Source organism: Streptomyces sp. NPDC012466 (genome assembly GCF_042955215.1).
In the GTDB taxonomy this organism is placed as follows: Bacteria; Actinomycetota; Actinomycetes; order Streptomycetales; family Streptomycetaceae; genus Streptomyces.
The window spans coordinates 353,024-374,651 of the sequence record NZ_JBIBEQ010000003.1; the positions used below are offsets into that span (position 1 = coordinate 353,024).

Annotated in this window: 17 protein-coding genes; 6 read left to right on the forward strand and 11 right to left on the reverse strand. The window is 71.3% G+C overall.

Annotation, left to right across the window (positions count from 1 at the left end):
- The first annotated feature begins 111 nt into the window (after window positions 1–111).
- Complete coding sequence (locus ACFY9E_RS14010; RefSeq protein WP_363121359.1) at window positions 112–576, forward strand: SseB family protein; 465 nt, start codon at window positions 112–114, stop codon at window positions 574–576.
- A 243-nt stretch (window positions 577–819) separates the two neighbouring features.
- Window positions 820–1,797: a pirin family protein gene (locus ACFY9E_RS14015; RefSeq protein ID WP_390982805.1), complete on the forward strand. Its 978-nt coding sequence runs from the start codon at window positions 820–822 to the stop codon at window positions 1,795–1,797.
- A gap of 6 nt (window positions 1,798–1,803) precedes the next feature.
- Here ACFY9E_RS14015 and ACFY9E_RS14020 read toward each other — a convergent pair whose 3' ends face one another.
- Window positions 1,804–2,553: a hypothetical protein gene (locus tag ACFY9E_RS14020; RefSeq protein ID WP_390982808.1), complete on the reverse strand. Its 750-nt coding sequence runs from the start codon at window positions 2,551–2,553 to the stop codon at window positions 1,804–1,806.
- Window positions 2,554–2,752: 199 nt separating this feature from the next.
- Complete coding sequence (locus ACFY9E_RS14025; RefSeq protein WP_390982811.1) at window positions 2,753–4,891, reverse strand: SpoIIE family protein phosphatase; 2,139 nt, start codon at window positions 4,889–4,891, stop codon at window positions 2,753–2,755.
- Between the two features lie 179 nt (window positions 4,892–5,070).
- Between ACFY9E_RS14025 and aspS the strand changes: the two genes are divergently transcribed.
- Window positions 5,071–6,834, forward strand: a complete 1,764-nt coding sequence (aspS, locus tag ACFY9E_RS14030) for an aspartate--tRNA ligase (RefSeq protein WP_390982814.1) — start codon at window positions 5,071–5,073, stop codon at window positions 6,832–6,834.
- A 344-nt stretch (window positions 6,835–7,178) separates the two neighbouring features.
- On the opposite strand, the gene ACFY9E_RS14035 is transcribed toward aspS, so the two are convergent.
- The 4 genes from ACFY9E_RS14035 to ACFY9E_RS14050 form a co-directional block, all read right to left on the reverse strand.
- Window positions 7,179–8,105: a hypothetical protein gene (locus ACFY9E_RS14035; RefSeq protein WP_390982817.1), complete on the reverse strand. Its 927-nt coding sequence runs from the start codon at window positions 8,103–8,105 to the stop codon at window positions 7,179–7,181.
- Between the two features lie 102 nt (window positions 8,106–8,207).
- Window positions 8,208–8,573, reverse strand: coding sequence for a PH domain-containing protein (locus tag ACFY9E_RS14040; protein ID WP_221758613.1), 366 nt, complete (start codon window positions 8,571–8,573; stop codon window positions 8,208–8,210).
- A 156-nt stretch (window positions 8,574–8,729) separates the two neighbouring features.
- Entirely contained in the window at window positions 8,730–10,445 is a 1,716-nt protein-coding gene (gene metG, locus ACFY9E_RS14045; RefSeq protein WP_390982820.1) for a methionine--tRNA ligase, read from the reverse strand.
- 146 nt (window positions 10,446–10,591) lie between these two features.
- On the reverse strand, window positions 10,592–12,607 hold the full coding sequence (locus tag ACFY9E_RS14050; protein WP_390982823.1) for a VWA domain-containing protein: 2,016 nt from the start codon (window positions 12,605–12,607) through the stop codon (window positions 10,592–10,594).
- Between the two features lie 280 nt (window positions 12,608–12,887).
- Between ACFY9E_RS14050 and ACFY9E_RS14055 the strand changes: the two genes are divergently transcribed.
- Entirely contained in the window at window positions 12,888–14,981 is a 2,094-nt protein-coding gene (locus ACFY9E_RS14055) for an alkaline phosphatase PhoX (protein WP_390982826.1), read from the forward strand.
- 20 nt (window positions 14,982–15,001) lie between these two features.
- Here the strand turns inward: ACFY9E_RS14055 and ACFY9E_RS14060 are convergent, their stop codons facing one another.
- Window positions 15,002–15,961 (reverse strand): LysR family transcriptional regulator, encoded by a 960-nt coding sequence (locus ACFY9E_RS14060; protein ID WP_390982829.1) that lies wholly within the window; start codon window positions 15,959–15,961, stop codon window positions 15,002–15,004.
- A gap of 173 nt (window positions 15,962–16,134) precedes the next feature.
- Between ACFY9E_RS14060 and snpA the strand changes: the two genes are divergently transcribed.
- Window positions 16,135–16,806 (forward strand): snapalysin, encoded by a 672-nt coding sequence (gene snpA / locus ACFY9E_RS14065; protein WP_390982832.1) that lies wholly within the window; start codon window positions 16,135–16,137, stop codon window positions 16,804–16,806.
- 69 nt (window positions 16,807–16,875) lie between these two features.
- Here the strand turns inward: snpA and ACFY9E_RS14070 are convergent, their stop codons facing one another.
- The gene (locus ACFY9E_RS14070; RefSeq protein ID WP_390982835.1) at window positions 16,876–17,877 is read right to left on the reverse strand and encodes an endonuclease/exonuclease/phosphatase family protein; all 1,002 of its coding nucleotides are present in this window, start codon (window positions 17,875–17,877) and stop codon (window positions 16,876–16,878) included.
- A gap of 43 nt (window positions 17,878–17,920) precedes the next feature.
- Window positions 17,921–18,730, reverse strand: coding sequence for an alpha/beta fold hydrolase (locus tag ACFY9E_RS14075; RefSeq protein ID WP_390982838.1), 810 nt, complete (start codon window positions 18,728–18,730; stop codon window positions 17,921–17,923).
- A 79-nt stretch (window positions 18,731–18,809) separates the two neighbouring features.
- On the opposite strand from ACFY9E_RS14075, the gene ACFY9E_RS14080 reads away from it, so the two are divergent.
- Window positions 18,810–20,159, forward strand: a complete 1,350-nt coding sequence (locus ACFY9E_RS14080) for an aminotransferase class I/II-fold pyridoxal phosphate-dependent enzyme (RefSeq protein WP_390982841.1) — start codon at window positions 18,810–18,812, stop codon at window positions 20,157–20,159.
- On the opposite strand, the gene ACFY9E_RS14085 is transcribed toward ACFY9E_RS14080, so the two are convergent.
- Window positions 20,056–21,024, reverse strand: coding sequence for a hypothetical protein (locus ACFY9E_RS14085; protein WP_390983689.1), 969 nt, complete (start codon window positions 21,022–21,024; stop codon window positions 20,056–20,058). The two genes, ACFY9E_RS14080 and ACFY9E_RS14085, sit on opposite strands and share 104 nt — an antisense overlap.
- 149 nt (window positions 21,025–21,173) lie before the next feature.
- Window positions 21,174–21,614, reverse strand: a complete 441-nt coding sequence (locus tag ACFY9E_RS14090) for a hypothetical protein (protein WP_390982844.1) — start codon at window positions 21,612–21,614, stop codon at window positions 21,174–21,176.
- Window positions 21,615–21,628 lie beyond the last annotated feature (14 nt).

Consider the following 21,628-nt stretch of genomic DNA (forward strand, 5'->3'; position numbering starts at 1 on the left):
ACGAGCGGCGGGCGCGGCGATCCACAGAGACGGTGCTGTCAGGTCGCTGTCGGTTTGCCGGGCCTGCCGTACCGGCCCGATCGCCCGGCCGCTCTCGGTACTCTTGCGCTCATGTACGGCTACGACCAGACAGCGGGCCCGCAAGGGCAGTACGCCCCTCCGCAGCAGCCGATGTCCGGCGGGTACGGGCAGCAGCCGCCGCTGTACCCCGAGCCGTCCCCGCCCTCCCTCACGGACGCGGTGCGGGCGTTCACCACCGGGCAGATGGCCGCCGAGGACTTCCAGCAGGTCTTCGCGACGTCGAAGGTCTACTGCCCGCGCGGCGACAACCCCGGCTTCCTCGCGCTGCACAACACCCAGCAGCCGGTGATCCCGATGTTCAGCACCCTCAAGGAACTGCGCCGGTACGCGGGCAAGGAGTCCAAGTACTTCGTGATCACCGGTGCCGAGGTGCTGGACCTGCTGCCGACCGGCTACGGCTTCGTCCTCGACATGGAGGGCGATCACCGCATGGTGTTCGACGCGAAGGCCGTGGAGCAGATGGTCGAGTTCGCGATGCGCCGGATGTACGGCTAGCCTCCCCGGCTCACTCGGCAGGCGCAGGGCCAGGCCGTCCAGGACGACCTCCAGGCCGTAGCGAGTTTCATGTCGCGCCGGTTGGCCGTCACCCCGCAGCGGGGTGACGGCCTTTCGTCATGCCGGTCCGCCGTGGTTCGCTGCGCCGTCGCCCGGTCGGGAATGCCCTCCCGGATTTCTCTGTTCTGGGTGGCAGAAAGTTCAACGCTCAACTAAACTGGGCGTACACGAGGAGGAACCGACATGCCTGCAGTGACCGTCGAGAACCCGTTGACGCTGCCCCGCGTGACCGCGTCTGCCGATGCCGTGGCACGTCCCGTGCTGGCCGTCACGACCGCTCCGAGCGGTTTCGAGGGCGAGGGCTTCCCGGTCCGCCGGGCGTTCGCGGGGATCAACTACCGCCATCTCGACCCGTTCATCATGATGGACCAGATGGGCGAGGTGGAGTACGCGCCGGGCGAGCCCAAGGGCACGCCGTGGCACCCCCACCGTGGCTTCGAGACCGTCACCTACATCATCGACGGCATCTTCGATCACCAGGACTCCAACGGCGGTGGCGGCACCATCACCGACGGGGACACCCAGTGGATGACCGCGGGCTCGGGTCTCCTGCACATCGAGGCCCCACCCGAGCATCTCGTCGTGTCCGGCGGGCTCTTCCACGGCCTCCAGCTGTGGGTGAACCTCCCGGCCAAGGACAAGATGATGGCCCCGCGCTACCAGGACATCCGCGGCGGCTCCGTCCAGCTGCTCAGCACCCCCGACGGCGGCGCGCTGCTGCGGGTCATCGCCGGTGAGCTGGACGGGCACCAGGGTCCCGGCATCACGCACACGCCGATCACGATGATCCACGCGACGGTTGCTCCGGGTGCGGAACTCACCCTGCCGTGGCGCGAGGACTTCAACGGCCTGGCGTACGTCATGGCCGGCCGCGGCAGCGTCGGCGCCGAGCGCCGCCCGGTGCACATGGGGCAGACGGCCGTCTTCGGCGCGGGCTCCTCGCTGACCGTCCGTGCGGACGAGAAGCAGGACTCCCACACGCCCGACCTCGAGGTCGTCCTGCTCGGCGGACAGCCCATCCGCGAGCCCATGGCCCACTACGGTCCGTTCGTCATGAACACCAAGGACGAGCTCATGCAGGCCTTCGAGGACTTCCAGAAGGGCCGCCTGGGCACGGTGCCCGCGGTGCACGGCATGACCGCGAGCGGTCCGCAGGACTGACGCGGATCACCCCGCCTCGGAGTTCTCCCAGGTGGTGACGTCCATGGTGATGGACGACAGGCCCTCACCGTTCTTCTGCCAGCCGAGGACGGTGAGGGCGGCGACCCGGTTCTCGTCGGTGAGCACGCACGCGGTGAGCCCCCTGCGGATGTTCTTCTGATCGATGGTGAACCCGAACCGGGTGGCCGCGGCGCAGCTCTCGGCGGTCGCCGGGCCGTCCACGGTGGCGAGATCGCCGCTGTCGCCGGCGAGGGTCCAGCCGTTGCCGTTCGACGGCATGGTGAAGGTGATGTCGGAGAACTGCTTGGTGAAGTCGAGGTCCACACTCGACGCGGACCGCAGCACCACCTTGCGGTGCTCCCGCACCACCGCCGCTCCCGCTCCGCCGTCGGCCGCCGGAGTCGCGCCGCCGGGCGGTGAAGCGGGCGGGCCGGACGTGGCGGGCGCCGGATCCGTCGTGCCGCCCGTGGTCGCGGCCGTCGTGCTCGGGTCCGACGTCGCACCGGCGCCGGACGTCACGCTCGTACCCGGCCCTGCCCCCGTGCCGCCGGCATCGCCCCGACCGTCGAGCAACCGGTAGGCGACCACGCCCCCGGCGGCCACCAGGGCGAGCGCCACCACGGCGGTGGCGGGACCCTTGTACGAGAGGCGACCCAGTTTGACGTGGGTGGAGGGGTCGCGTTGGCCGCTGCCCTCGTACGACACCGAGAACGAGGACCTCTTGTCCCGGTCTTCCCGGGATGCGGACTTGCCCATGCGACTTCCTTGCCTGCGGTCGGGATTCGGCCAGGGCACTCATCGTGCAGGCGGTGCGGGGAACGTCGTCGTCACTCACCCGGCGGTCACACGAAAGGGTGGATTGGTGTCGGATTGTTGACGCCGGTGCGGCGGGGGGCCGCTCCAGCGACCAGGCGCAGGCGCAGCGACCAGGACCGGTCACAGCGGCCGGGGCCGGTCACAGCGGCCAGGTACCGGCGCCCGAGCCGTCCGCCGGCTCGTAGAGCTCGAACCAGATGCTCTTGCCCTCGCCGCGCGGCTCCACCCCCCAGGCGTGCGCGAGCAGTTCGATCAGCACCAGTCCGCGGCCGGAGGACGCCAGCTCCCCGGGGCTGCGCTTGTGCGGCAGGTCGTCGCCGGCGTCCGCGACCTCGATCCGCAGGCGCCGCTCACCCACCCCGCCCGTGATCTCGGCGACCAGCAGCGCGTCGGAGTCGGTGTGCACGAGGACGTTGGTCAGCAGCTCGGACAGCAGCAGCACGGCCGAGTCGACCTGGTCCGGCGAGGTCCAGTCGTGCAGCAGCTCGCGCATCTGCTGCCGGGCGACCGCGACCCGCTCGGGCTCGGCCTGCGCGACGGTCAGCACCGAGCGGCGCACCGGAGACCGTACGACCATCGAGTCACCGCACCCGCAGCCGTCACCGTCCCGGCTCAGCAGCAGCATCGCGATGTCGTCCTCGCGCCGGTCCGCGAGCGGGCCGGTGGTGTGGTGCGAGGACGGCCCGTGCACGGCCTGCACCAACGCGTCGGCGAGTTCCTCCAGGTCGCCCTTGTGGTCCTCCAGGATCACGCGCAGCCGCCGCCAGCCGGTGTCCAGGTCGTGGCCGCCGGTCTCGATCAGGCCGTCCGTGCAGATCAGCATCGTCTCGCCGGCTTCCAGGGTGAGCCGGGTCGTGGGGTAGTCGGCGTCCGGGTCGATGCCCAGCGGCAGGCCGCCCGACGTCGGACGGGTCAGCACCGTGCCGTCGGCCATCCGGATCGCCGGGTCCGGGTGCCCGGCGCGGGCGATGTCCAGCACCCCGGTCGCCGGGTCGACCTCGACGTACACACAGGTCGCGAAGCGCGGGTCGGCCGGGTCCTCGTCGCTGATGCCGTGCAGGAAACGGGAGGCGCGGGAGAGCACCGCGTCCGGGCGGTGCCCCTCCGAGGCGTAGGCCCGCAGGGCGATCCGCAGCTGGCCCATCAGCCCCGCCGCCCGTACGTCATGGCCCTGGACGTCGCCGATGACCAGGGCGAACCGCCCGCTGGGCAGCGGGATCACGTCGTACCAGTCGCCGCCGACCTGGAGCCCGCCGCCGGTGGGGACGTAGCGGGCGGCCACGCTCATGCCCGGGATGCGCTGCGGGCCGAGCTTCGGCAGCATCGTGCGCTGGAGCCCGTCGGTCAGTGCCCGCTCGCTCTCGGCCACGCCCGCCCGGGTCAGGGCCTGCGCCAGCATCCGCGCCACCGTCGCCAGCACGGACCGCTCGTCCGGGGTGAACGCGACCGGGTAGGTGAACGCCGCCATCCACGCGCCCATCGTGCGCCCGGCCACGGTCAGCGGCAGGAACGCCCAGGACCGGCGTCCGAAGCGCTCGGCGAGCGGCCAGGTCAGCGGATAGCGGGCCTTGTACTGCTCGGCGGAGGACAGATAGACGGCCCGGCCGGTCCGCACCACCTCGGCGGCCGGGTAGTCCGTGTCCAGCGGCATCTCCGAGAAGGGGCTCTCGGTGCCCCGCTGCTGCCCGTGGTGGCCGATGATCGTCAGGCGATCGCCCGAGACGCCGAACACCGCCAGTCCGTCCGGCGAGAACCCGGGCATCGACAGATTGGCCGTGACCCGAAGAACCTCCTGCGTGGAGCGCGCCTCGGCCAGCGCCCGGCCCGCGTCCAGCAGGAACGCCTCCCGCGAGCGCCGCCAGTCCCCGGTGACCGCGCTGCGCCCGGCCGGGGTGCCCGGCGTCGGCTCGGTGACCTCCTGGAGCGTGCCGATCAGCCGGTACGCCTTACGGGCCCGGTCGAAGGACGGCTTGGAGCGGCTGCGGACGACGCGGACGACCCGGCCCTGCTCGTCCATGATCCGGATTCGGACCTCCGCGAGGGTGCCCTCGGAGACGGCCAGCTGGATCACACCGGTGATCTCGTTCCAGTCGACGGGGTGCAGCCGGGCCCGGGCCTGGGCCTCCGTGAGGCTGACCTGCTCGGCGGGCAGCCCGAGCAACCGGGCCGCCTCGGCGTCGACCGTGACCAGCCCGGTGGCGGTGTCCCAGTGCCACAAGCCGGTCGCGAGGGCGGCGAGAGCCTCCCCCACGGCGGGCAGAGGCTCGCCAGTGCGCATTGCCCTACTTTAAGAAGACGCGATCGAACACTGCCACCCATGGCGGACCTGCGCCCGAACGACGGTGTGCGCGTGCTCGATCGATAACTGTGGAGAGCCGGTCTTCGCCTGCCCGGTACGCTGGGGACCAGTTTCACGTGAAACACAGACCCCGATCAGCGAAGACTGGATGAACGACGATGCATCGGTACAGGTCCCACACCTGCGGCGAGCTCCGCTCCTCTGACGTCGGCAGCGACGTCCGGCTGAGTGGCTGGCTGCACAATCGGCGCGACCTGGGCGGCATCCTCTTCATCGATCTGCGCGATCACTACGGCATCACGCAGCTCGTGGCCCGTCCCGGCACGCCCTCCTACGAGGCTCTCGACAAGCTCTCCAAGGAGTCGACCGTCCGTGTCGACGGCAAGGTCGTCTCCCGGGGCGCCGAGAACATCAACCCCGAGCTGCCGACCGGTGAGGTCGAGGTCGAGGTGGGCGAGGTCGAGCTGCTCGGTGCCGCTCAGCCGCTGCCCTTCACGATCAACACCGAGGACGGGGTCAACGAGGAGCGGCGCCTGGAGTACCGCTTCCTGGACCTGCGCCGCGAGCGCATGCACCGCAACATCCTGCTGCGCACGTCGGTCATCTCGGCGATCCGCCACAAGATGACGGCGCTGGGCTTCAACGAGATGGCCACGCCGATCCTCTCGGCGACCTCCCCCGAGGGCGCCCGTGACTTCGTCGTCCCGTCCCGCCTGAACCCGGGCAAGTTCTACGCCCTTCCCCAGGCACCCCAGCAGTTCAAGCAGCTGCTGATGATCTCCGGCTTCGACCGCTACTTCCAGATCGCGCCCTGCTTCCGTGACGAGGACGCGCGTGCCGACCGCTCGCCGGGCGAGTTCTACCAGCTCGACATCGAGATGAGCTTCGTCGAGCAGGAGGACGTCTTCCAGCCCGTCGAGAAGCTCATGACCGAGCTGTTCGAGGAGTTCGGCAAGGGCCGCCACGTCACCTCGCCGTTCCCGCGGATCCCGTTCCGCGAGGCGATGCTGAAGTACGGCTCCGACAAGCCCGACCTGCGTGCCCAGCTCGAACTCGTCGACATCACCGACATCTTCGAGGGCTCGGAGTTCAAGGCGTTCGCCGGCAAGCACGTACGGGCCCTGCCCGTGCCGGACGTCTCCGGCCAGCCCCGCAAGTTCTTCGACCAGCTCGGCGACTACGCCGTCTCGCAGGGCGCCAAGGGCCTGGCCTGGGTCCGGGTCGGCGAGGACGGCTCGCTGTCCGGCCCGATCGCGAAGTTCCTCACCGAGGAGAACGTCGCCGAGCTGACCAAGCGCCTGTCGCTCGCGGCCGGCCACGCGGTCTTCTTCGGCGCGGGCGAGTTCGACGAGGTCTCCAAGATCATGGGCGCGGTGCGGGTGGAAGCCGCCAAGCGTGCCGGGCACTTCGAGGAGAACGTCTTCCGGTTCTGCTGGATCGTCGACTTCCCGATGTACGAGAAGGACGAGGAGACCGGCGCGATCGACTTCTCGCACAACCCGTTCTCCATGCCGCAGGGCGGTCTGGAAGCCCTGGAGACCCAGGACCCGCTGGACATCCTCGGCTGGCAGTACGACATCGTGTGCAACGGCGTCGAGCTGTCCTCCGGCGCGATCCGGAACCACGAGCCGGAGATCATGCTCAAGGCCTTCGAGATCGCCGGGTACGACCGCGAGACCGTCGAGGAGAAGTTCGCGGGCATGCTGCGCGCCTTCCGCTTCGGCGCCCCGCCGCACGGCGGCATCGCCCCGGGCGTCGACCGCATCGTGATGCTGCTCGCCGACGAGCCCAACATCCGTGAGACCATCGCCTTCCCGCTCAACGGCAACGCCCAGGACCTGATGATGGGCGCGCCGACGGAGCTGGAGGAGGCGCGGCTGAAGGAGCTGCACCTGTCGGTGCGCAAGCCGCAGCCGAAGTAGGCGATCCCTCGGGAGTGGCCCGGAACCGTCGCCGGTTCCGGGCCACTGTCGTACCCAGGGCTCCTCCCCAGCTCGTACCCAGGCTCCTGACAGGCGCGCTCCCTAGGTTCCCTCCCATGACGGGACAGGAGACGGCCCAAGGGCCGAACCACGAACGGGATCTGACACGCCGTAAGGTCGTCGCCGCGGGAGCCGGTGCGGTGGTGGCGGCGGGCGTCGGCGGACGCGCCCGAGCAGACTCTGACCGTCCGCCCCGCATTCATCTGGTTCGGCCTCGCCGCCCTGCCCCTGGCCGCGGTCGGCGGCACATGCGCGGCCACCCTGTTCTGGCCGATGGCCGTCTGTCACTCCGCGGTGAACAGGTCCTCTGCCGTGGTGGCCGTCAGGGAGCGGTCGAACCAGAGGGTGAGGGTGTCGAGGTCGGTGCACGTGGTGATGCGGTCGCGGGTGTCCTGGGAGACGTCGATACCGCGCTTGTTCAGTACGCGCAGGATCAAAGTGACGCGATCTTCAGCTTTGCCTTCAGCTTTGCCTTCAGCTTTGCCTTCAGCAATGCCTGCGGCCTTGCCCTCGAGGTACGTCTCCTCGAAAAGGGTTCCCCTGCCCGGGAAGTAAGTGCCGACCATCTTCTCCAGCTCTCTCCATGTGTCCCGGACCGGGGTGTCCTCCAGCCCGACTTCAAGCCATTCACACCAGTACTTCGCTGTTGCCTTGTCGAACGCCCGCATGCCGCGGGCCACCATGTCCAGTATGGCGGGCGCGTTTTCGCTCTCGCTATGCACGATGGCCGAGAAGGTGGCCAACGCCGGTTCCCGGGCCACCGCGGATTCGTCGGTGATCTCGGGTACGTTGTCCGGTCCCAGTACGAAGGGCCGTGTGACCTGAGTCGTCCAGGTACCGACGCGGCTCTCGAACGGACCGGCTGCCCAAGCCGCGGTCGCCCGGTTACGGCAGACCGCGACGAGCAGGACCGGCAGATCGAACTTCGCGCGCAGGTACGCCACGTAGTAGGACCAGCTGGAGCCCTTGTCGCGTGATCGAGCGGTCTGGGCCTCGATGGCGATCAGGAAGCCGTCGCCGTCGGACGGTTCGACCTTCAGCACCGTGTCGACGCGACGTTCCAGCGGTTTGACCTCCGTGGCGTCGGGGGTGAGCGCCTCGATGATCGCTTTCGCGGGCGGCGGTAACCCCAATGCCTCGAAGGCGGGACTGAGCACCTCCGGATGGTCCTGGAAGATCCGGTGCGAGGTCTCATGGGTTGATGTGACCATGAGCGCAAGCTAGATCCGTCGACAGGCGGTGTATTACGGGAACGAGCTGCGTTCACTCTTTCGAGAGGCGGAGAAACGTTCCGGGCTCTTCGGGGGAGGTGGCTACCTCGCCACGAACTGGGTCAGGATCGCCTGGACCTCGTAGATGTCGACGCCCTTCGTGAAGGTCTTCTCGATGGGGGTCGGGGTGCCGGAGATCCAGATTTTCAGTTCGGCGTCCAGATCGAAGGTGCCCGCCGTTTCCACGGCGAAATGGGTGATGCTGCGGTAGGGCACCGAGTGGTACTCGACCTTCTTGCCGGTGATGCCCTGCTTGTCGATCAGGATCAGGCGGCGGTCGGTGAAGAGGATGGTGTCGCGGATCAGCAGGTACGCGGCGTGAACCTGCTCGCCGTGGCCGAGGAGACGGGCGTAGTCCTGCTGGGCCGATTGCGGGTTCACGGTGTGTGCGTTGCCGAACAGTGCCATCGGTGATCCCCCATGTGGTTGGCCAGGTGCCTCGGTCATCCTATGAACAGAGGTTCCCTGAGGCGATGAGCCTGAGGACGAGTCGTCGCGGAAACGCGTCCGCCCCCAGGAGGAGACTCCCCTAGGGGCGGACGCGGGGCGGGTGTGGGGCCGGGGTTACGCCGGCTCGCCGCCGAAGCGCTCCTTGTACGACTCCAGGTCCTCGTCCGTGAGCTTGGCGAACAGGACCGGCGGGATGGTGAAGGGGGTGCCGGCCGGGACGGCGGTGAGGGAGCGCGCCTCGTCCGCGGTGACCCAGAGCGCGCTGTCGTTCTCCAGGGAGAACGCCTCGCGCATCTTCTTCGCCGACGTCGGGATGAACGGCTCGGAGACCACGGCGTAGAGGTGGATCAGGTTCATCGCCGTACGCAGGGTGAGCGCGGCGCCCTCGGGATTGGTCTTGATCTCCAGCCAGGGGGCCTTCTCCTCCAGGTAGGAGTTGCCCGCCGACCACAGGGCGCGCAGCGCGGCCGCCGCCTTGCGGAACTGGATGGCCTCCATCTGGGACTCGTACTCCGCGAGCAGACGGGCGATCTCCTCGCCCAGCTTCGCCTCCGCCTCGCCGGGCTCGGCGCCCGCCGGGACCTCCTCGCCGAAGCGCTTCTTGGAGAAGGACAGCACACGGTTGACGAAGTTGCCGAGGGTGTCGGCCAGGTCCTTGTTCACCGTGGCGGTGAAGTGCTCCCACGTGAAGGACGAGTCGTCCGACTCGGGGGCGTTCGCCATCATGAAGTAGCGCCAGTAGTCGGCGGGCAGGATGTCGAGGGCGTCGTGCGTGAAGACGCCGCGGCGCTGGGACGTGGAGAACTTGCCGCCGTAGTAGTTCAGCCAGTTGAAGGCCTTGATGACGTCGACCTTCTTCCACGGGGCGCGGGTGCCCAGCAGCGTCGCCGGGAACATCACGCTGTGGAAGGGGACGTTGTCCTTGCCCATGAACTGCGTGTAGTGGACGTTCGCGTCCGACTCCCACCACCAGGAGCGCCAGTCACGGTTCTCCGGGTCCTGGTCCGCCCACTCCTTCGTCGCGCCGATGTACTCGATCGGGGCGTCGAACCAGACGTAGAAGACCTTGCCCTCCGCGGCGAGGTCCGGCCAGGTGTCGGCGGGGACGGGGACGCCCCAGTCCAGGTCACGGGTGATCGCCCGGTCGTGCAGCCCCTCCGTGAGCCACTTGCGGGCGATGGAGGACGCGAGGACGGGCCAGTTGTCGGCACGCTCGTCGACCCACGCCTCCACCTCGCCGGCGAGCGCCGACTGGAGGAGGAAGAGGTGCTTGGTCTCGCGGACCTCCAGGTCGCTGCTGCCGCTGATCGCGGAGCGGGCGTCGATCAGGTCGGTCGGGTCCAGGACGCGCGTGCAGTTCTCGCACTGGTCGCCGCGGGCCTTGTCGTAGCCGCAGTGCGGGCAGGTGCCGATGATGTAGCGGTCGGGCAGGAAGCGGCCGTCGGCGTTCGAGTACACCTGGCGGATCGCGCGCTCCTCGATGAAGCCGTTCGCCTTCAGCTCGCGGGCGATCTCCTGCGTGATCTCGTGGTTCTGCGGGGAGGAGCTGCGGCCGAAGTAGTCGAAGGCCAGGTTGAAGCCGTCGTAGATCGCCTTCTGCTGGTGGTGCGCCTCGGTGCAGAACGCGTCCACGGGCACGCCCTGCTCCTTGGCCGCGAGCTCCGCGGGGGTGCCGTGCTCGTCCGTCGCGCAGATGTAGAGGACCTCGTGGCCCCGCTGGCGCAGATAGCGGGAGTACACGTCCGCCGGGAGCATGGACCCCACCATGTTGCCCAGGTGCTTGATCCCGTTGATGTACGGAAGGGCGCTGGTGATGAGGTGTCGAGCCATCGCGGGCTGCTCCCAAGTCGCTACGTGGGGTGACGATCTCGTGGTCGCGGTCGTCTACGGAACCTTGAAATCGTAGCTGACACGGGTACGCCGCCCGCCTCCCCTTTTACGGGTGGGAAGCGGGCGGCGTCGTGGGCGGTGGATGGCTACGGGCGCCAGTTCGCCAGTACGCCCTCGTAGAGCTCCTTGTCCGTGAGCTCGCGGGGGGTTTCGCCGGCGAGGAAGTGGGACGTGTTCGGGGTCTTGAGCTTGCGGAGGTAGTCGAAGGCCTTGTTCTCCGGGTCCCCGAAGGCGACGAAGGAGAAGAAGACGGCGGGGTGGGTCTTGGCGGCCTCGGTGAGGGCCTGGGTGGCGGGGGTCTTCGCGTCCGGGGCGCCGTCGGTCTGGAAGACCACCAGGGCGGGGGTGGCGGGTTCCGCCGTCTTGTCGTGGTGGGCGAGGACGGCTTCGACCGCCGCGTGGTAGCTGGTGCGGCCCATGCGGCCGAGGCCCGCGTGCAGGTCGTCGATCTTGTTCTCGTGCTCGGTGAGGGTGATCTCACCGGTGCCGTCGAGTTCGGTGGAGAAGAAGACGACCGGGACGGTGGCCTCGGGGTCGAGGTGTGCCGCGAGGGCGAGCGTCTGCTCGGCGAGGGCCTGGGCGGAGCCGTCCTTGTAGTACGGGCGCATGGAGGCGGAGCGGTCGAGGACGAGGTAGACCTTGGCCCGGGTGCCGGTGAGGTCGTTGGCCTCGAGGGCGGCGGTGGCGGCCTTGTAGGCGGTGGTGAGGCCCGGAGCGCGGGTCTTGACGCGGGTGAGGGGGAGGGCGGGCCCGGCCTCGGCTTCGCCGTCGGCGGCCGCGGGTTCGGGGGCCGCATCGGCCTCGGCCTTCGGCTCGGCCCCCTTCTGCGTGGCCTCGGACTTCGGCTTCGGCTCGGCCGCCTTCCGCGTGGCCTCGGACTTCGGCTTCGGCTCAGCCGCCTTCTGCGTGGCCTTGGGCTCAGGCTTCGGCTCGGCCGCCTTCTGCGTGGCCTTGGGCTCAGGCTTCGGCTCGGCCGCCTTCTGCGTGGCCTCGGACTTCGGCTTGGCGGGTGCCTTGGCGGCGGGTACCGCGTCGGCTTCGGCCTCGGGGGCCGTCTTGGGCTTCGTCCCTGTGCCGGCCTCGGCCTTCGGCGCGGCCTTCCGCTTTGGCTTGGGCTCGGCCTTTGGCTCCGGGGCGGCCGGGGGCTCGGCTTCGGCCTCTGGCTTCGCGTCGGCCGTCGGCTCAGCCTCGACCTCGGCTTCGGGCGCCGGTTCCGCCTTCGGCTTCGGTTCCGCCTTGGGCTTCGATTCCGACTCGGGCTTCGACTCCGTCTCGGACTTCGATTCGGCCTTCGGGGCGGGGGCCTCCGTCGTTGCCGGTTCCGTGGCCTCCGACTCCGCCGGGGCGGACTCGGCCTTCGGCTCGGCCTTCGGCTCGACGGGCGTCTCGGCCTTCGGCTCGGCGGGCGTCTCGGCCTTCGGCTCGGCGGGCGTCTCGGCCTTCGCCTTCGCCTCCGCTTCCGCGTCCGTCGTGTCCGCAGGTGCGTCCGCCTCGGCCGATGCCTTCGCGTCCGTCGTCGCCGTGGGCTCCGGCTGCGCCTCTTCCGCCGGAGCGGTCTCCGTCTCGACCGGCTTCTCCGCCGGAGCGGCCTCCGCCTCGGTCGCCTTCTCCGCTACGGCCGGCTCCGAAGCCCCCGCCGGCTCGGCGGCCTCCGTCGGCTCCTCCGGCGTCTTCCGCTCCGCGGCAACTGCCGGTTCGTCGTCGGCAGCCGTCTTCTCGGCAGCCGTCTTCTCCGGGGCCGTCGGCTTCACCGCCGACTCCTCCTCCGCCGACCGCACGGGACGCGGAACCGTCACATTGTCGAAGGCCAACGACACCAGGTCGTGTTCCCCGGAGTCCGCCGTGCGGGGTTCGGGGACGCTCGCCGTCGGTGTCGGCTTCGGCTCCGGGGAGGGGGACGGGACCTTCGGGTCCGCGGAGGGGGCCGCGGCCGGTGTCCGCTCGGCAGGTGCGAGGGTGTCGCGGCCGGTGTGCTCGGCGGTCCGGTCCTCGGTCCCGCTGGTCTCACCGGCGGTCGTCGTCCGCGCCGCACCCTCGGCCTCGGCGGTCCGTGACTTGCGTGACCGTCCGAACGCGTTCCGCAAGAGAGTGAGAATGCCCATGTGCGCGCAACCCTTCGCGTGAGTTGAAGCCCGTCAATCCCTGGCCAGGACGGACACGTAAGGTTAGCGGCCCTCCTGTGTGATCTTGGGCAGGGTCTGTGGTGCCCGGTCCACCCTGTCAAGGGGGACATCCGGCCTGTGCAGGTGTCGCGATGCTGAATGACAGCAACCCCCGTACGGCAGCCACGGGTTCACTCGGTGTTCATCAGGGCGCCCGGCTACCGCACGTATGTGCCCCTACGGTCACGCTGACACCAAGGGCATCCATGGGGAGAGTAAAGTGCGCAAGCTGCTGCCGTTGATCGGAACGCCGTCCGGTTCGCACCCTGGCGGCCGGTCCGCCATGACCTGTCGTTTCCGGTGTGGTGACGCCTGCTTCCACGAGGTGCCCAACACCAGCTCCAACGAGTACGTCGGTGACGTGATCGCCGGTGCGCTCAGCCGCCGGTCGATGATGCGGGCCGCGGCCGTGGTGACGGTGGCCGCCGCCGGAGCGGGTGCCGCGGGGGTCGCCCGGGCCCCGCAGGCCGCCGCCGCACCGGCCGCCACCCCGGCCGCCGCTGCCGCCTCCGTGGCCGCCCGGCGCAAGAACAAGGGTGCGCGCGGCCTGCGCTTCGCGCCCGTCGCGCCGAACACCGCCGACGCCGTGACCGTGCCGGAGGGGTACCGGCAGAACGTGGTCATCCGCTGGGGTGAGCCCATCCTGCGCGGGGCGCCCGCCTTCGACCCGGAGCAGCAGACCGCCAAGGCCCAGGCCGGTCAGTTCGGGTACAACTGCGACTTCCTCGCCCTCCTTCCGCTGCCCGGGGAGCGGAACAGGCAGCTGCTCGTCGCCAATCACGAGTACACCGACGAGATTCTGATGTTCCGCGGGTACGACGCCGCGAACCCCACCCGTGAGCAGGCTGAGATCGCCTGGGCCGCGCACGGGCTGTCCGCGGTCGTGGTGGAGGAGGACCGCCGGAGCGGGAAGCTCACCGCCGTCTCCCGGCATCAGCTGAACCGGCGGGTCACCGCCACCACCGAGTTCCGGCTCACCGGGCCCGTCGCCGGGTCCGAGCTCGTGAAGACCTCCGCCGACCCCACCGGCACCAAGGTGCTCGGCACCCTCAACAACTGCTCGGGCGGTGTCACCCCGTGGGGCACGACCCTGCACGGCGAGGAGAACTTCAACCAGTACTTCGCCAACAGCGGCCGGGCGACCGACAAGCGGTACGGGATCGGCACCGGCGCCACCGAGCGCAAGTGGGAGAGGTTCGACAAGCGGTTCGACGTCGCGCAGGAGCCGAACGAGGTGCACCGGTTCGGGTACGTCGTGGAGTTCGACCCGTACGACCCCGCGTCGACGCCGCGCAAGCACACCGCTCTCGGACGGTTCAAGCACGAGGCCGCGACCGTGCGGCTGACGCACGACGGCCGGCCGGTCGTGTACTCCGGTGACGACGAGCGGTTCGACTACTTCTACAAGTTCGTCGGCAGCAAGCGGATGCGGCACGGGTCTTCGCGTGCCGTGCGCGAGCACAACCTCTCCCTGCTCGACGAGGGCACGCTGTACGTCGCCAAGCTCACCGGTGACTCACCCGCCATCGAGATCGACGGCACGGGCAAGCTGCCGGGCGACGGCGAGTTCGACGGCGGCGGCGAGTGGATTCCGCTGGCCACCGCGACCGCGAAGGGCGCCGTCTCGCACGTGCCGGGGATGAGCGCCGAGGAGGTGTTCGTCTTCACGCGGCTCGCCGGCGACAAGGTGGGCGCCACCAAGATGGACCGGCCCGAGGACATCGAGCCCAACCCGGTGACCGGCAAGGTGTACGTCGCCCTGACCAACAACTCCAACCGCGGGGTCGGCGCCAACGCCAAGGCGGACGAGGCCAACCCGCGCCACGCCAACAAGCACGGGCACGTGCTGGAGCTGACCGAGCGGTGGAACCGGCCGGAGAGCACGAGGTTCGCCTGGTCGCTGTTCCTCGTCGCCGGTGACCCGGAGGACCCGGCGACGTACTTCGCGGGCTTCCCGAAGGACGGCGTGAGCCCCATCTCCTGCCCGGACAACGTGGCCTTCGACCCCTACGGCAACCTGTGGATCTCCACCGACGGCTCCCAGCTCGGCTCGCACGACGGCCTGTTCGGTGTGGCGACCCGGGGTGAGCGGCGCGGTGAGCTCAAGCAGTTCCTGACCGTGCCGAAGGGTGCCGAGACGTGCGGCCCGATCATCCAGGACCGGCGCGTCCTGGTCGCCGTGCAGCACCCGGGCGAGATCGACGGCGCGTCCGTGGAGAAGCCCGCCAGCACCTGGCCCGACGGACCGGGGACGTACGTCCGGCCGGCCGTCGTGGCCGTGTGGCGCGCCGACGGGCGCGACATCGGCGTCTGAGCCGGGTCGTCACCGGCAGGTCAGGGGAGGGCCGGGCTCGGCGGTCTGAGAGCACTGCCGGGCGCCGGCCGTTCCCCGCGGCGCCACTCCCGGTACGCCGGTGCCTGCCGCGCCACCTCCCCGTACGCCTCCTCCAGCGCGGGGTAGACCCCGTCCAGATCCGTCTCCGTACGGGCCGCGGCGAGCAGCCGTACGCCGAGCGGATCGCCCTTGATGCGGCGGACCGCCATGTCGGGGCGGGGGGTGCGGGTCGGCTGGCAGACGGTGACGACCTCGCCGGTCGCGACCAGGGCGTCGGCCGTGTGGTAGTCGCCGTGCAGGACGTGCGGGCTGACGCGGGCGGCGCGGAACATCTGCTGGACGGCGTCCCATTCGCCGTCGACCGTCGGGTCGATCATCCAGCGGTCACCGGCCAGGTCGGCCAGCTCGACCTCCTGCTTCACGGCCGCCGGATGGTCGACGGGCAGTGACACGCACTGCGGTTCGCGCTCGACCAGGACGCGCAGCCGGAGTTCCGCGGGGATGCGCAGCGGGCAGCCCTCCACCTCGTGCACGAAGGCGACGTCGAGCTGGCCGTCGGCGACCATGCGGAGCAGGGCGTTGGGGGAGACGTTCATGTGGAGGCTGGGGTTCTGACCCCGGGCGCGCAGTCGGCGCAGCCAGCCCGCCAGGGCCTTGCTCGCCGTCGAGCCGATGCGGAGCTCGGTGCCGCTGGACGCCGCCGCCCGCGCCTCGGTGACCAGCAGGTGCAGGTCGGCCATCAGCGGACGGGCGCGGCTCAGGACCAGGCGGCCGAGCGGGGTGGGGCGGCAGCCGGTGTGGGAGCGCAGGAACAGCGGTCCGCCCAGCTCCTGCTCGATGCGGCGCAGTTGTGTGCTCAACGACGGCTGGGCGACGCCCAGTTGCCGGGCGGCACGGTGCAGACTGCCGGTGTCGGCTATGGCGCACAGCGCGCGGAGGTGCCTCACCTCGAGCTCCATGCTCCGTGAGGCTAAAGCGGAATGGCGGCGTTAACCAGCCACATAATTCATCGCTAAAGCAGGTGAATTGGGCGGCCAATAGCGTCGTCCTATCCCCGGTTGCCATCATCACAGGCGGCGCACAGGCATCGAGACTCACCGGTGAGACTCAACCCCCACCCAAGGAGTCCTCGATGCGAAAGACCACGTCCGCCCTGGCGGTTCTCGGTCTCGGCCTGGTGACGGCCGGTCTCGGCACGGCGGTTCCCGCCGCGGCGGCCCCGGTCGCGGAGGCGGCCCACACCGGTTTCGTCGCCACGCCCGCCCCGGCCGCCGGTTCCGACGCGAGCAGAGCGTTCTTCCAGGCGGTCCTGAAGTCCGTCGCCGAGAAGCGCGCCGAGAACCCGAGTGCCACCGCGGCCGTCACCGTCGTCTACGACGCCTCCCGCGCGCCCACGTTCAGCGCCCAGATAGCGCGCAGCACCCAGATATGGAACAGCTCGGTGTCGAACGTGAGGCTCCAGGCGGGCTCCGCGTCGGCGGCCGACTTCAGCTACCGGGAGGGCAACGACTCCCGGGGCTCGTACGCCTCAACCGACGGTCACGGCAACGGCTACATCTTCCTGGACTACCGGCAGAACCAGCAGTACGACTCCACGCGGGTCACCGCCCACGAGACGGGCCACGTCCTGGGTCTTCCCGACCACTACCAGGGCCCGTGCAGTGAGCTGATGTCCGGCGGCGGCCCCGGCCCGTCCTGCACCAACGCCGTCCCGAACGCGACCGAGCGGTCCCGCGTCAACCGGCTGTGGGCCAACGGCCTGGCGGCGGCGATGGACAAGGCCCTGGAGAAGTCGGCCCGTTGAGACCCCACGCGGATACGGCCGCCCTGCTGCGAGGGGCGGCCGTATCCGCGTGCGCGCACCGGGCCCGGGTCAGCGGCCCTCGTGGAGCGTGAGGTCGGTGACGACCGCGCGGTGGTCGGTGTCGGACAGGTCCAGGATGCGGGTACGGCTCGCCCCGAAGTCCTCCGACACCAGGACGTGGTCGATCTGCGCGCCGAGCGTGGGCGCCGTCAGGGCCGGCCAGGTGGCCGTGCGGTCGGCGCCGTCCAGGCGGGAGGCGTCGCGCAGGCCGGTGTCGAGGATGCGGCGGAAGGCCGCGTGGTCCTGGGAGGCGTTGAAGTCGCCGGCCAGGACGAGGGGGGTGCCGGGGCCGGCGGCGGCCGCGTCGCGCAGGGCGCCGAGCTCCCGGCGCCAGAGGTCCACCTGGCCGGGGAGCGGAGGCATGGGGTGGGCGAGCTGGAGTCGTACGGCGTGCCCGTCGACGTCGGCGACCGCCCCGGGCATGCCCATCGTGCCGCGCACGCCCTCGGTGGGCCGGAGCGGGAAGCGGCTGAGGATGACGGACCCCTCGGAGCCGCCGCCCTCCACCGCCCGGCGGTGCGGGTAGTCCTGGGAGAGGTCCCGCTTCAGCAGGGCGTCGCACTCGTGGTCGCACTCCTCGACGAAGACCACGTCCGGTTTCTCGCGGCGGACGGCGGTGACGAGGGAGGCGGTGCCCTGGCCGAACTCGACGTTGGAGGTCAGCACCCGCAGTTCGGCGACCGGACGGCCCACGGGGTCGCCGACCTTGCCGTACGGCTCGATGAACCAGGCCAGCAGGCCGAGCAGGACCACCCCCCAGAGGGTGGCGAGCCACCGGCGGGACAGCAGGGTGAGCAGCAGTCCCACGGCGGTGGGCACGAGCAGCCAGGGGAGGAAGGCGAGGAGCTGCGGGACGGGGGTGATGCCGTCGCTGTCGGCGGCGCGGAAACCGACGACCACGCTCACGCCGGCGAACAGCAGGCCGGCGCACCAGGCGCCGAGCCGCCGTCCGGGCGGACGGTGCTCGCGCCCGTCGTCCCTGGCGGTCCACTCGGCAGCGGCGGTGTCCAAGGCCCGGCCTTCCGTTCGCGGGGTGGGTCGCCCGCATCCTCCCTCAAAGACGGGGTGGGGCGGGGGAAGGTTGCCGGGCATCGACCCGGGCCAGGAATTCCTCCAGCGCCCGGTCGAACACCTCGGGGCGTTCCAGGTTCGGCATGTGGGCCGCGCCCTCGATGACGTGCAGTTCGGCGTCCGGGAGGGCCGCGTGCATGGCCCGGGCGTCGGAGACCGGCGTGAAGGTGTCGTCGGCTCCCACGACGACCAGGGCCGGGACGGTGACGCGGGTCAGCAGGGTGTCGAAGCCGGGGCGGCGGGCCCGGGCGCGCAGGGCCGCGGCGGCGCCCTCGGGGGCGGTGGCGGTCATCATGCCGTGGACGTGCGCCTTGACCTCGGCGGACGCGTACGGGGCGACCATCCGCTCCAGGACCTCGTCGGCGTAGCCGCGCATGCCTTCGGCGAGGAGGCGGTCCGCCATGGCGTCGCGGGTGCGCACGCCCTCGGGGGTCTCCGCCGACGGGAAGGTGTCCGCGAGGACCAGGCCGCGGACGCGCTCGGGGAACAGGCGGTAGCAGTCCATGACGATCTGGCCGCCCATCGACAGCCCCGCGAGGACGAACGACTCCACCTTCAGTTCGTCCAGCAAGGCCTCGATGTCCCGGGCGAAGGCGGAGAAGTCCGGGACGGCCGGGGCCGTCGGGGAGGCGCCGTAGCCGCGCAGGTCGGGGGCGATGACGCGGCGGGTACCCGGGAACCTGTCGAGCTGTGGGGCCCACATCGTGCGGTCGAAGGGGTGGCCGTGGACGAGGACCAGGGGTACCCGATGGGTATCCGGGCCTTTGTCCTCGTATGCGAGGAAGGGTGCCATGACGCCGACCCTAGGCCGCCCAACTACTCGGTGCAATAAGATCTTTGCTCTCGGTGCAATCCAAGGGGGAGACCGGCCGATGAGTGACTACCGGCGTATCGCCGACCGCATCGCCGACGACATCGCCACCGGGCGGCTGCGGCCGGGCCAACGGCTGCCTCCGCAGCGGGCGTTCGCGCGCCGCCGGGGCGTCGCCCCGTCCACGGCGGGGCGGGTGTACGGCGAGCTCGTGCGGCGCGGGCTGGTCGTCGGGGAGGTCGGGCGCGGCACCTTCGTACGGGCCGCCCCGGTGCTGGGCCGGGCGGGGCAGACGCTCACCGAGGCCGCTCCGGGCGCCGCGCACGTCAACCTGGAGCTCAACTACCCGTCCGCCCCGGGCCAGCCGGAGCTTCTCGCCCCCGTTCTCGCCCCGCTGCTGCGCCCCGACGTGCTGGCCGAGGCGCTGTTACCGGCGGCCGCCACCGGCACCGAGGCCGCGCGGGAGGCCGCGGCCGCGCTGCTCACCACCCCGGGCTGGCGCCCCGCCCCCGAGCGGGTGCTGTTCACCGGCAACGCCCGGCAGGCCATCGCCGCCGTCCTCGCCTCACTGGTCCGGCCCGGCGGCCGGGTCGGGGTGGAGCAGTTGACGTATCCACTGGTCAAGGAGATCGCGGCGCGGCTCGGCATCACGCTGGTGCCGCTGGCCGGGGACGCGGCCGGGCTGCTCCCGGAGGCCGTCGCCGCGGCGCACCGCACGGCGCCGCTGTCCGCCCTCTACGTGCAGCCGACGCTGCACAACCCGACGTCCCTCACGACGGGCCGGCCGCGGCTGCTGCACCTCGCCCAGCTGGTCCACGAGCTGGACCTGCCCGTGGTGGAGGACCGCATCTGGTCCTTCCTCCGGGAGCCCGGTGATCCGCTCGCCGTGCACGCCCCGGCCCTCACCCACGTCGTCGACGGGCTCTCCAAGCGGGTCGCCCCGGGGCTCACCGCCGGGTTCCTCGTGGTGCCGCCGCACCGGGTCGCCGCCGTGGCGGGCGCCGTGCGGTCGGGTGGCTGGAGCGCAGGGCGGTTCGCGCTGGAGGCGGCGGTGCGGTGGGCCGGGGAGGGGACGGTGGCGCGGCTGGTGGAGGCCAAGCGGGCGGACGCGGCGCGGCGGCAGGGGATCCTCGCCGAGGAACTCGCGGGCTTCGCCGTACGGTCCGACCCGGGGGCCTACTTCGCCTGGTGGGAGCTGCCCGCCCCGTGGCGCGCCGACACCTTCACGGCCGCCGCCGCGGCGCACGGCATCGCCGTCACGCCCGGCAAGGACTTCGCCGTCGCCCCCGGGCAAACGCCCGACGCCGTCAGGCTCGGGCTCGCGTCGGCTCCGGAACCGGATCTGCGACGGGCCCTGCGGACCCTCGCGCAGGTCGCCGCGCGGCGAGCCGGGGAGCGTACCGGCCCGTGACCCAGGCGGCGGCCGCCACGGTCAGGCCCAGCGCGCACAGCAGCCACGACACCGCGCGCAGGGTGGAGGTGAGGGCGTCGTAGACCGCGCCCGCGGCGGGGCGGTGGAGCGCGTCGGGCAGGTCGGCGAGGGTGAGGCGGCGGCCGATCGCGACGGCGAGGACCAGCAGCGCCCCGCCCAGGGCCGTGCCCAGCCCGAGGGCGGTGACCGCGCGGCGGCGGCACGCGGCGACGGTGATCCCCGCGACCGCGAGGACGGCGGTGGCGAGCGGCAGCCAGAAGGCGGCGGTGTCCAGCACGTGGTACCCCTTGCGCAGTCGGTCCACGTCCGCGGCCGGGAGCACCGGGATCCGCGTGTGCGTGACCGGGATGCGGTGGGCGAACGACACGTGGTCATCAGCGAGTTGCTGTTTGATCCGGGCGATGACGGGGGCCGGGTCGACGGTGACCGGGGCGCCGTGGGCGCCGTCGTCGCGCAGGGCGCGCAGCACCGCGTCGTGCACGGCCAGGTTCGACGCGTCCCAGGCCGCGCGATAGGCCTCGGTGCGGGTGAAGGAGCGGGCCGCGTCGTGCACGAAGGGCCCGACCGCCCCGCGCAGCGGACCGGTGTCGAGCTCGTGCCCGGCCTCCCGCATGACGCCGTCCCCGACGGCGTCCGCGACCGCCCGCCGTACGTCCGGGTCGGCGGCGAGCGGCGCCATCGTCCGGACGTAGCGGCCGGTGTCGGTCAGTCCGTGGGCGGCCCAGGACGCGAGCGCGCCGAAGGGCAGGAGCAGGCACGCCAGGGTGAGCAGAACGGCCGACAGGACGTTCCTCGATCGTGGGGGCGCCTTCTCGGACACGGGCGCCCGGTTGCGCCGGGACACCCCTCCAGGCAAGGCGCCCCGGCCCCTGTCCGCGAGCGGTGCGACGGCGTCCGGCTGCCCGCCCGCCGCGTCGAACGGCCTCCCCACCTGCGAAGAGTGACGCCTCCCGGTCCGGCGGAGGGTTGCTCCGAACGGGTGTCCCGGTCCCCTCAGTCGAGGCGCCGGCCCGCGGCGTCCTCGTGCGTGTAGAAGCGGTAGAACATCATCGCCATGACGCCCGCCCCCACCAGCAGCCCCAGGCCGCTGGAGCTGAACACGGACGCACCGGTCTGGTTGTAGAGGAAGCCGACCGCACAGCCCGTCAGGACGAACCAGCTCAGCGCGTGCAGTTCGCGGGGCAGCCGCGGGGACAGCTGCCACACGGCGGCGAAGGCCACGGCGAACACGAGCGCCGTGACGAAGCCGAACAGCAGGTTCCAGCCCGTGATGGGCCCGCCGTGGCGCCGGTTGGCCGCGGCCCAGAAGCCGTAGACCAACCCGAGGACGACGGGCAGCGCCACCCTCGCGGCGGCGTGGGTGCGCGCACCGAAGACATCGGGCCTGCGACGAGGCGTGGTCATCGTGCGTGAGGCGGGTGCCGCATGAGCCATGACAGCTCTCCTCT

Excerpts from the sequence above, each read along its gene's own strand:
- ACFY9E_RS14025 (WP_390982811.1), bottom strand. The coding sequence starts at position 4,891 with ATGCGCACTGGCGAGCCTCTGCCCGCCGTGGGGGAGGCTCTCGCCGCC.
- aspS (WP_390982814.1), top strand. The coding sequence starts at position 5,071 with ATGCATCGGTACAGGTCCCACACCTGCGGCGAGCTCCGCTCCTCTGAC.
- ACFY9E_RS14060 (WP_390982829.1), bottom strand. The coding sequence starts at position 15,961 with ATGGAGCTCGAGGTGAGGCACCTCCGCGCGCTGTGCGCCATAGCCGAC.
- ACFY9E_RS14075 (WP_390982838.1), bottom strand. The coding sequence starts at position 18,730 with ATGGCACCCTTCCTCGCATACGAGGACAAAGGCCCGGATACCCATCGG.
- ACFY9E_RS14040 (WP_221758613.1), bottom strand. The coding sequence starts at position 8,573 with ATGGCACTGTTCGGCAACGCACACACCGTGAACCCGCAATCGGCCCAG.
- ACFY9E_RS14050 (WP_390982823.1), bottom strand. The coding sequence starts at position 12,607 with ATGGGCATTCTCACTCTCTTGCGGAACGCGTTCGGACGGTCACGCAAG.
- ACFY9E_RS14035 (WP_390982817.1), bottom strand. The coding sequence starts at position 8,105 with ATGGTCACATCAACCCATGAGACCTCGCACCGGATCTTCCAGGACCAT.
- ACFY9E_RS14020 (WP_390982808.1), bottom strand. The coding sequence starts at position 2,553 with ATGGGCAAGTCCGCATCCCGGGAAGACCGGGACAAGAGGTCCTCGTTC.
- ACFY9E_RS14015 (WP_390982805.1), top strand. The coding sequence starts at position 820 with ATGCCTGCAGTGACCGTCGAGAACCCGTTGACGCTGCCCCGCGTGACC.
- metG (WP_390982820.1), bottom strand. The coding sequence starts at position 10,445 with ATGGCTCGACACCTCATCACCAGCGCCCTTCCGTACATCAACGGGATC.
- snpA (WP_390982832.1), top strand. The coding sequence starts at position 16,135 with ATGCGAAAGACCACGTCCGCCCTGGCGGTTCTCGGTCTCGGCCTGGTG.
- ACFY9E_RS14010 (WP_363121359.1), top strand. The coding sequence starts at position 112 with ATGTACGGCTACGACCAGACAGCGGGCCCGCAAGGGCAGTACGCCCCT.
- ACFY9E_RS14090 (WP_390982844.1), bottom strand. The coding sequence starts at position 21,614 with ATGGCTCATGCGGCACCCGCCTCACGCACGATGACCACGCCTCGTCGC.
- ACFY9E_RS14080 (WP_390982841.1), top strand. The coding sequence starts at position 18,810 with ATGAGTGACTACCGGCGTATCGCCGACCGCATCGCCGACGACATCGCC.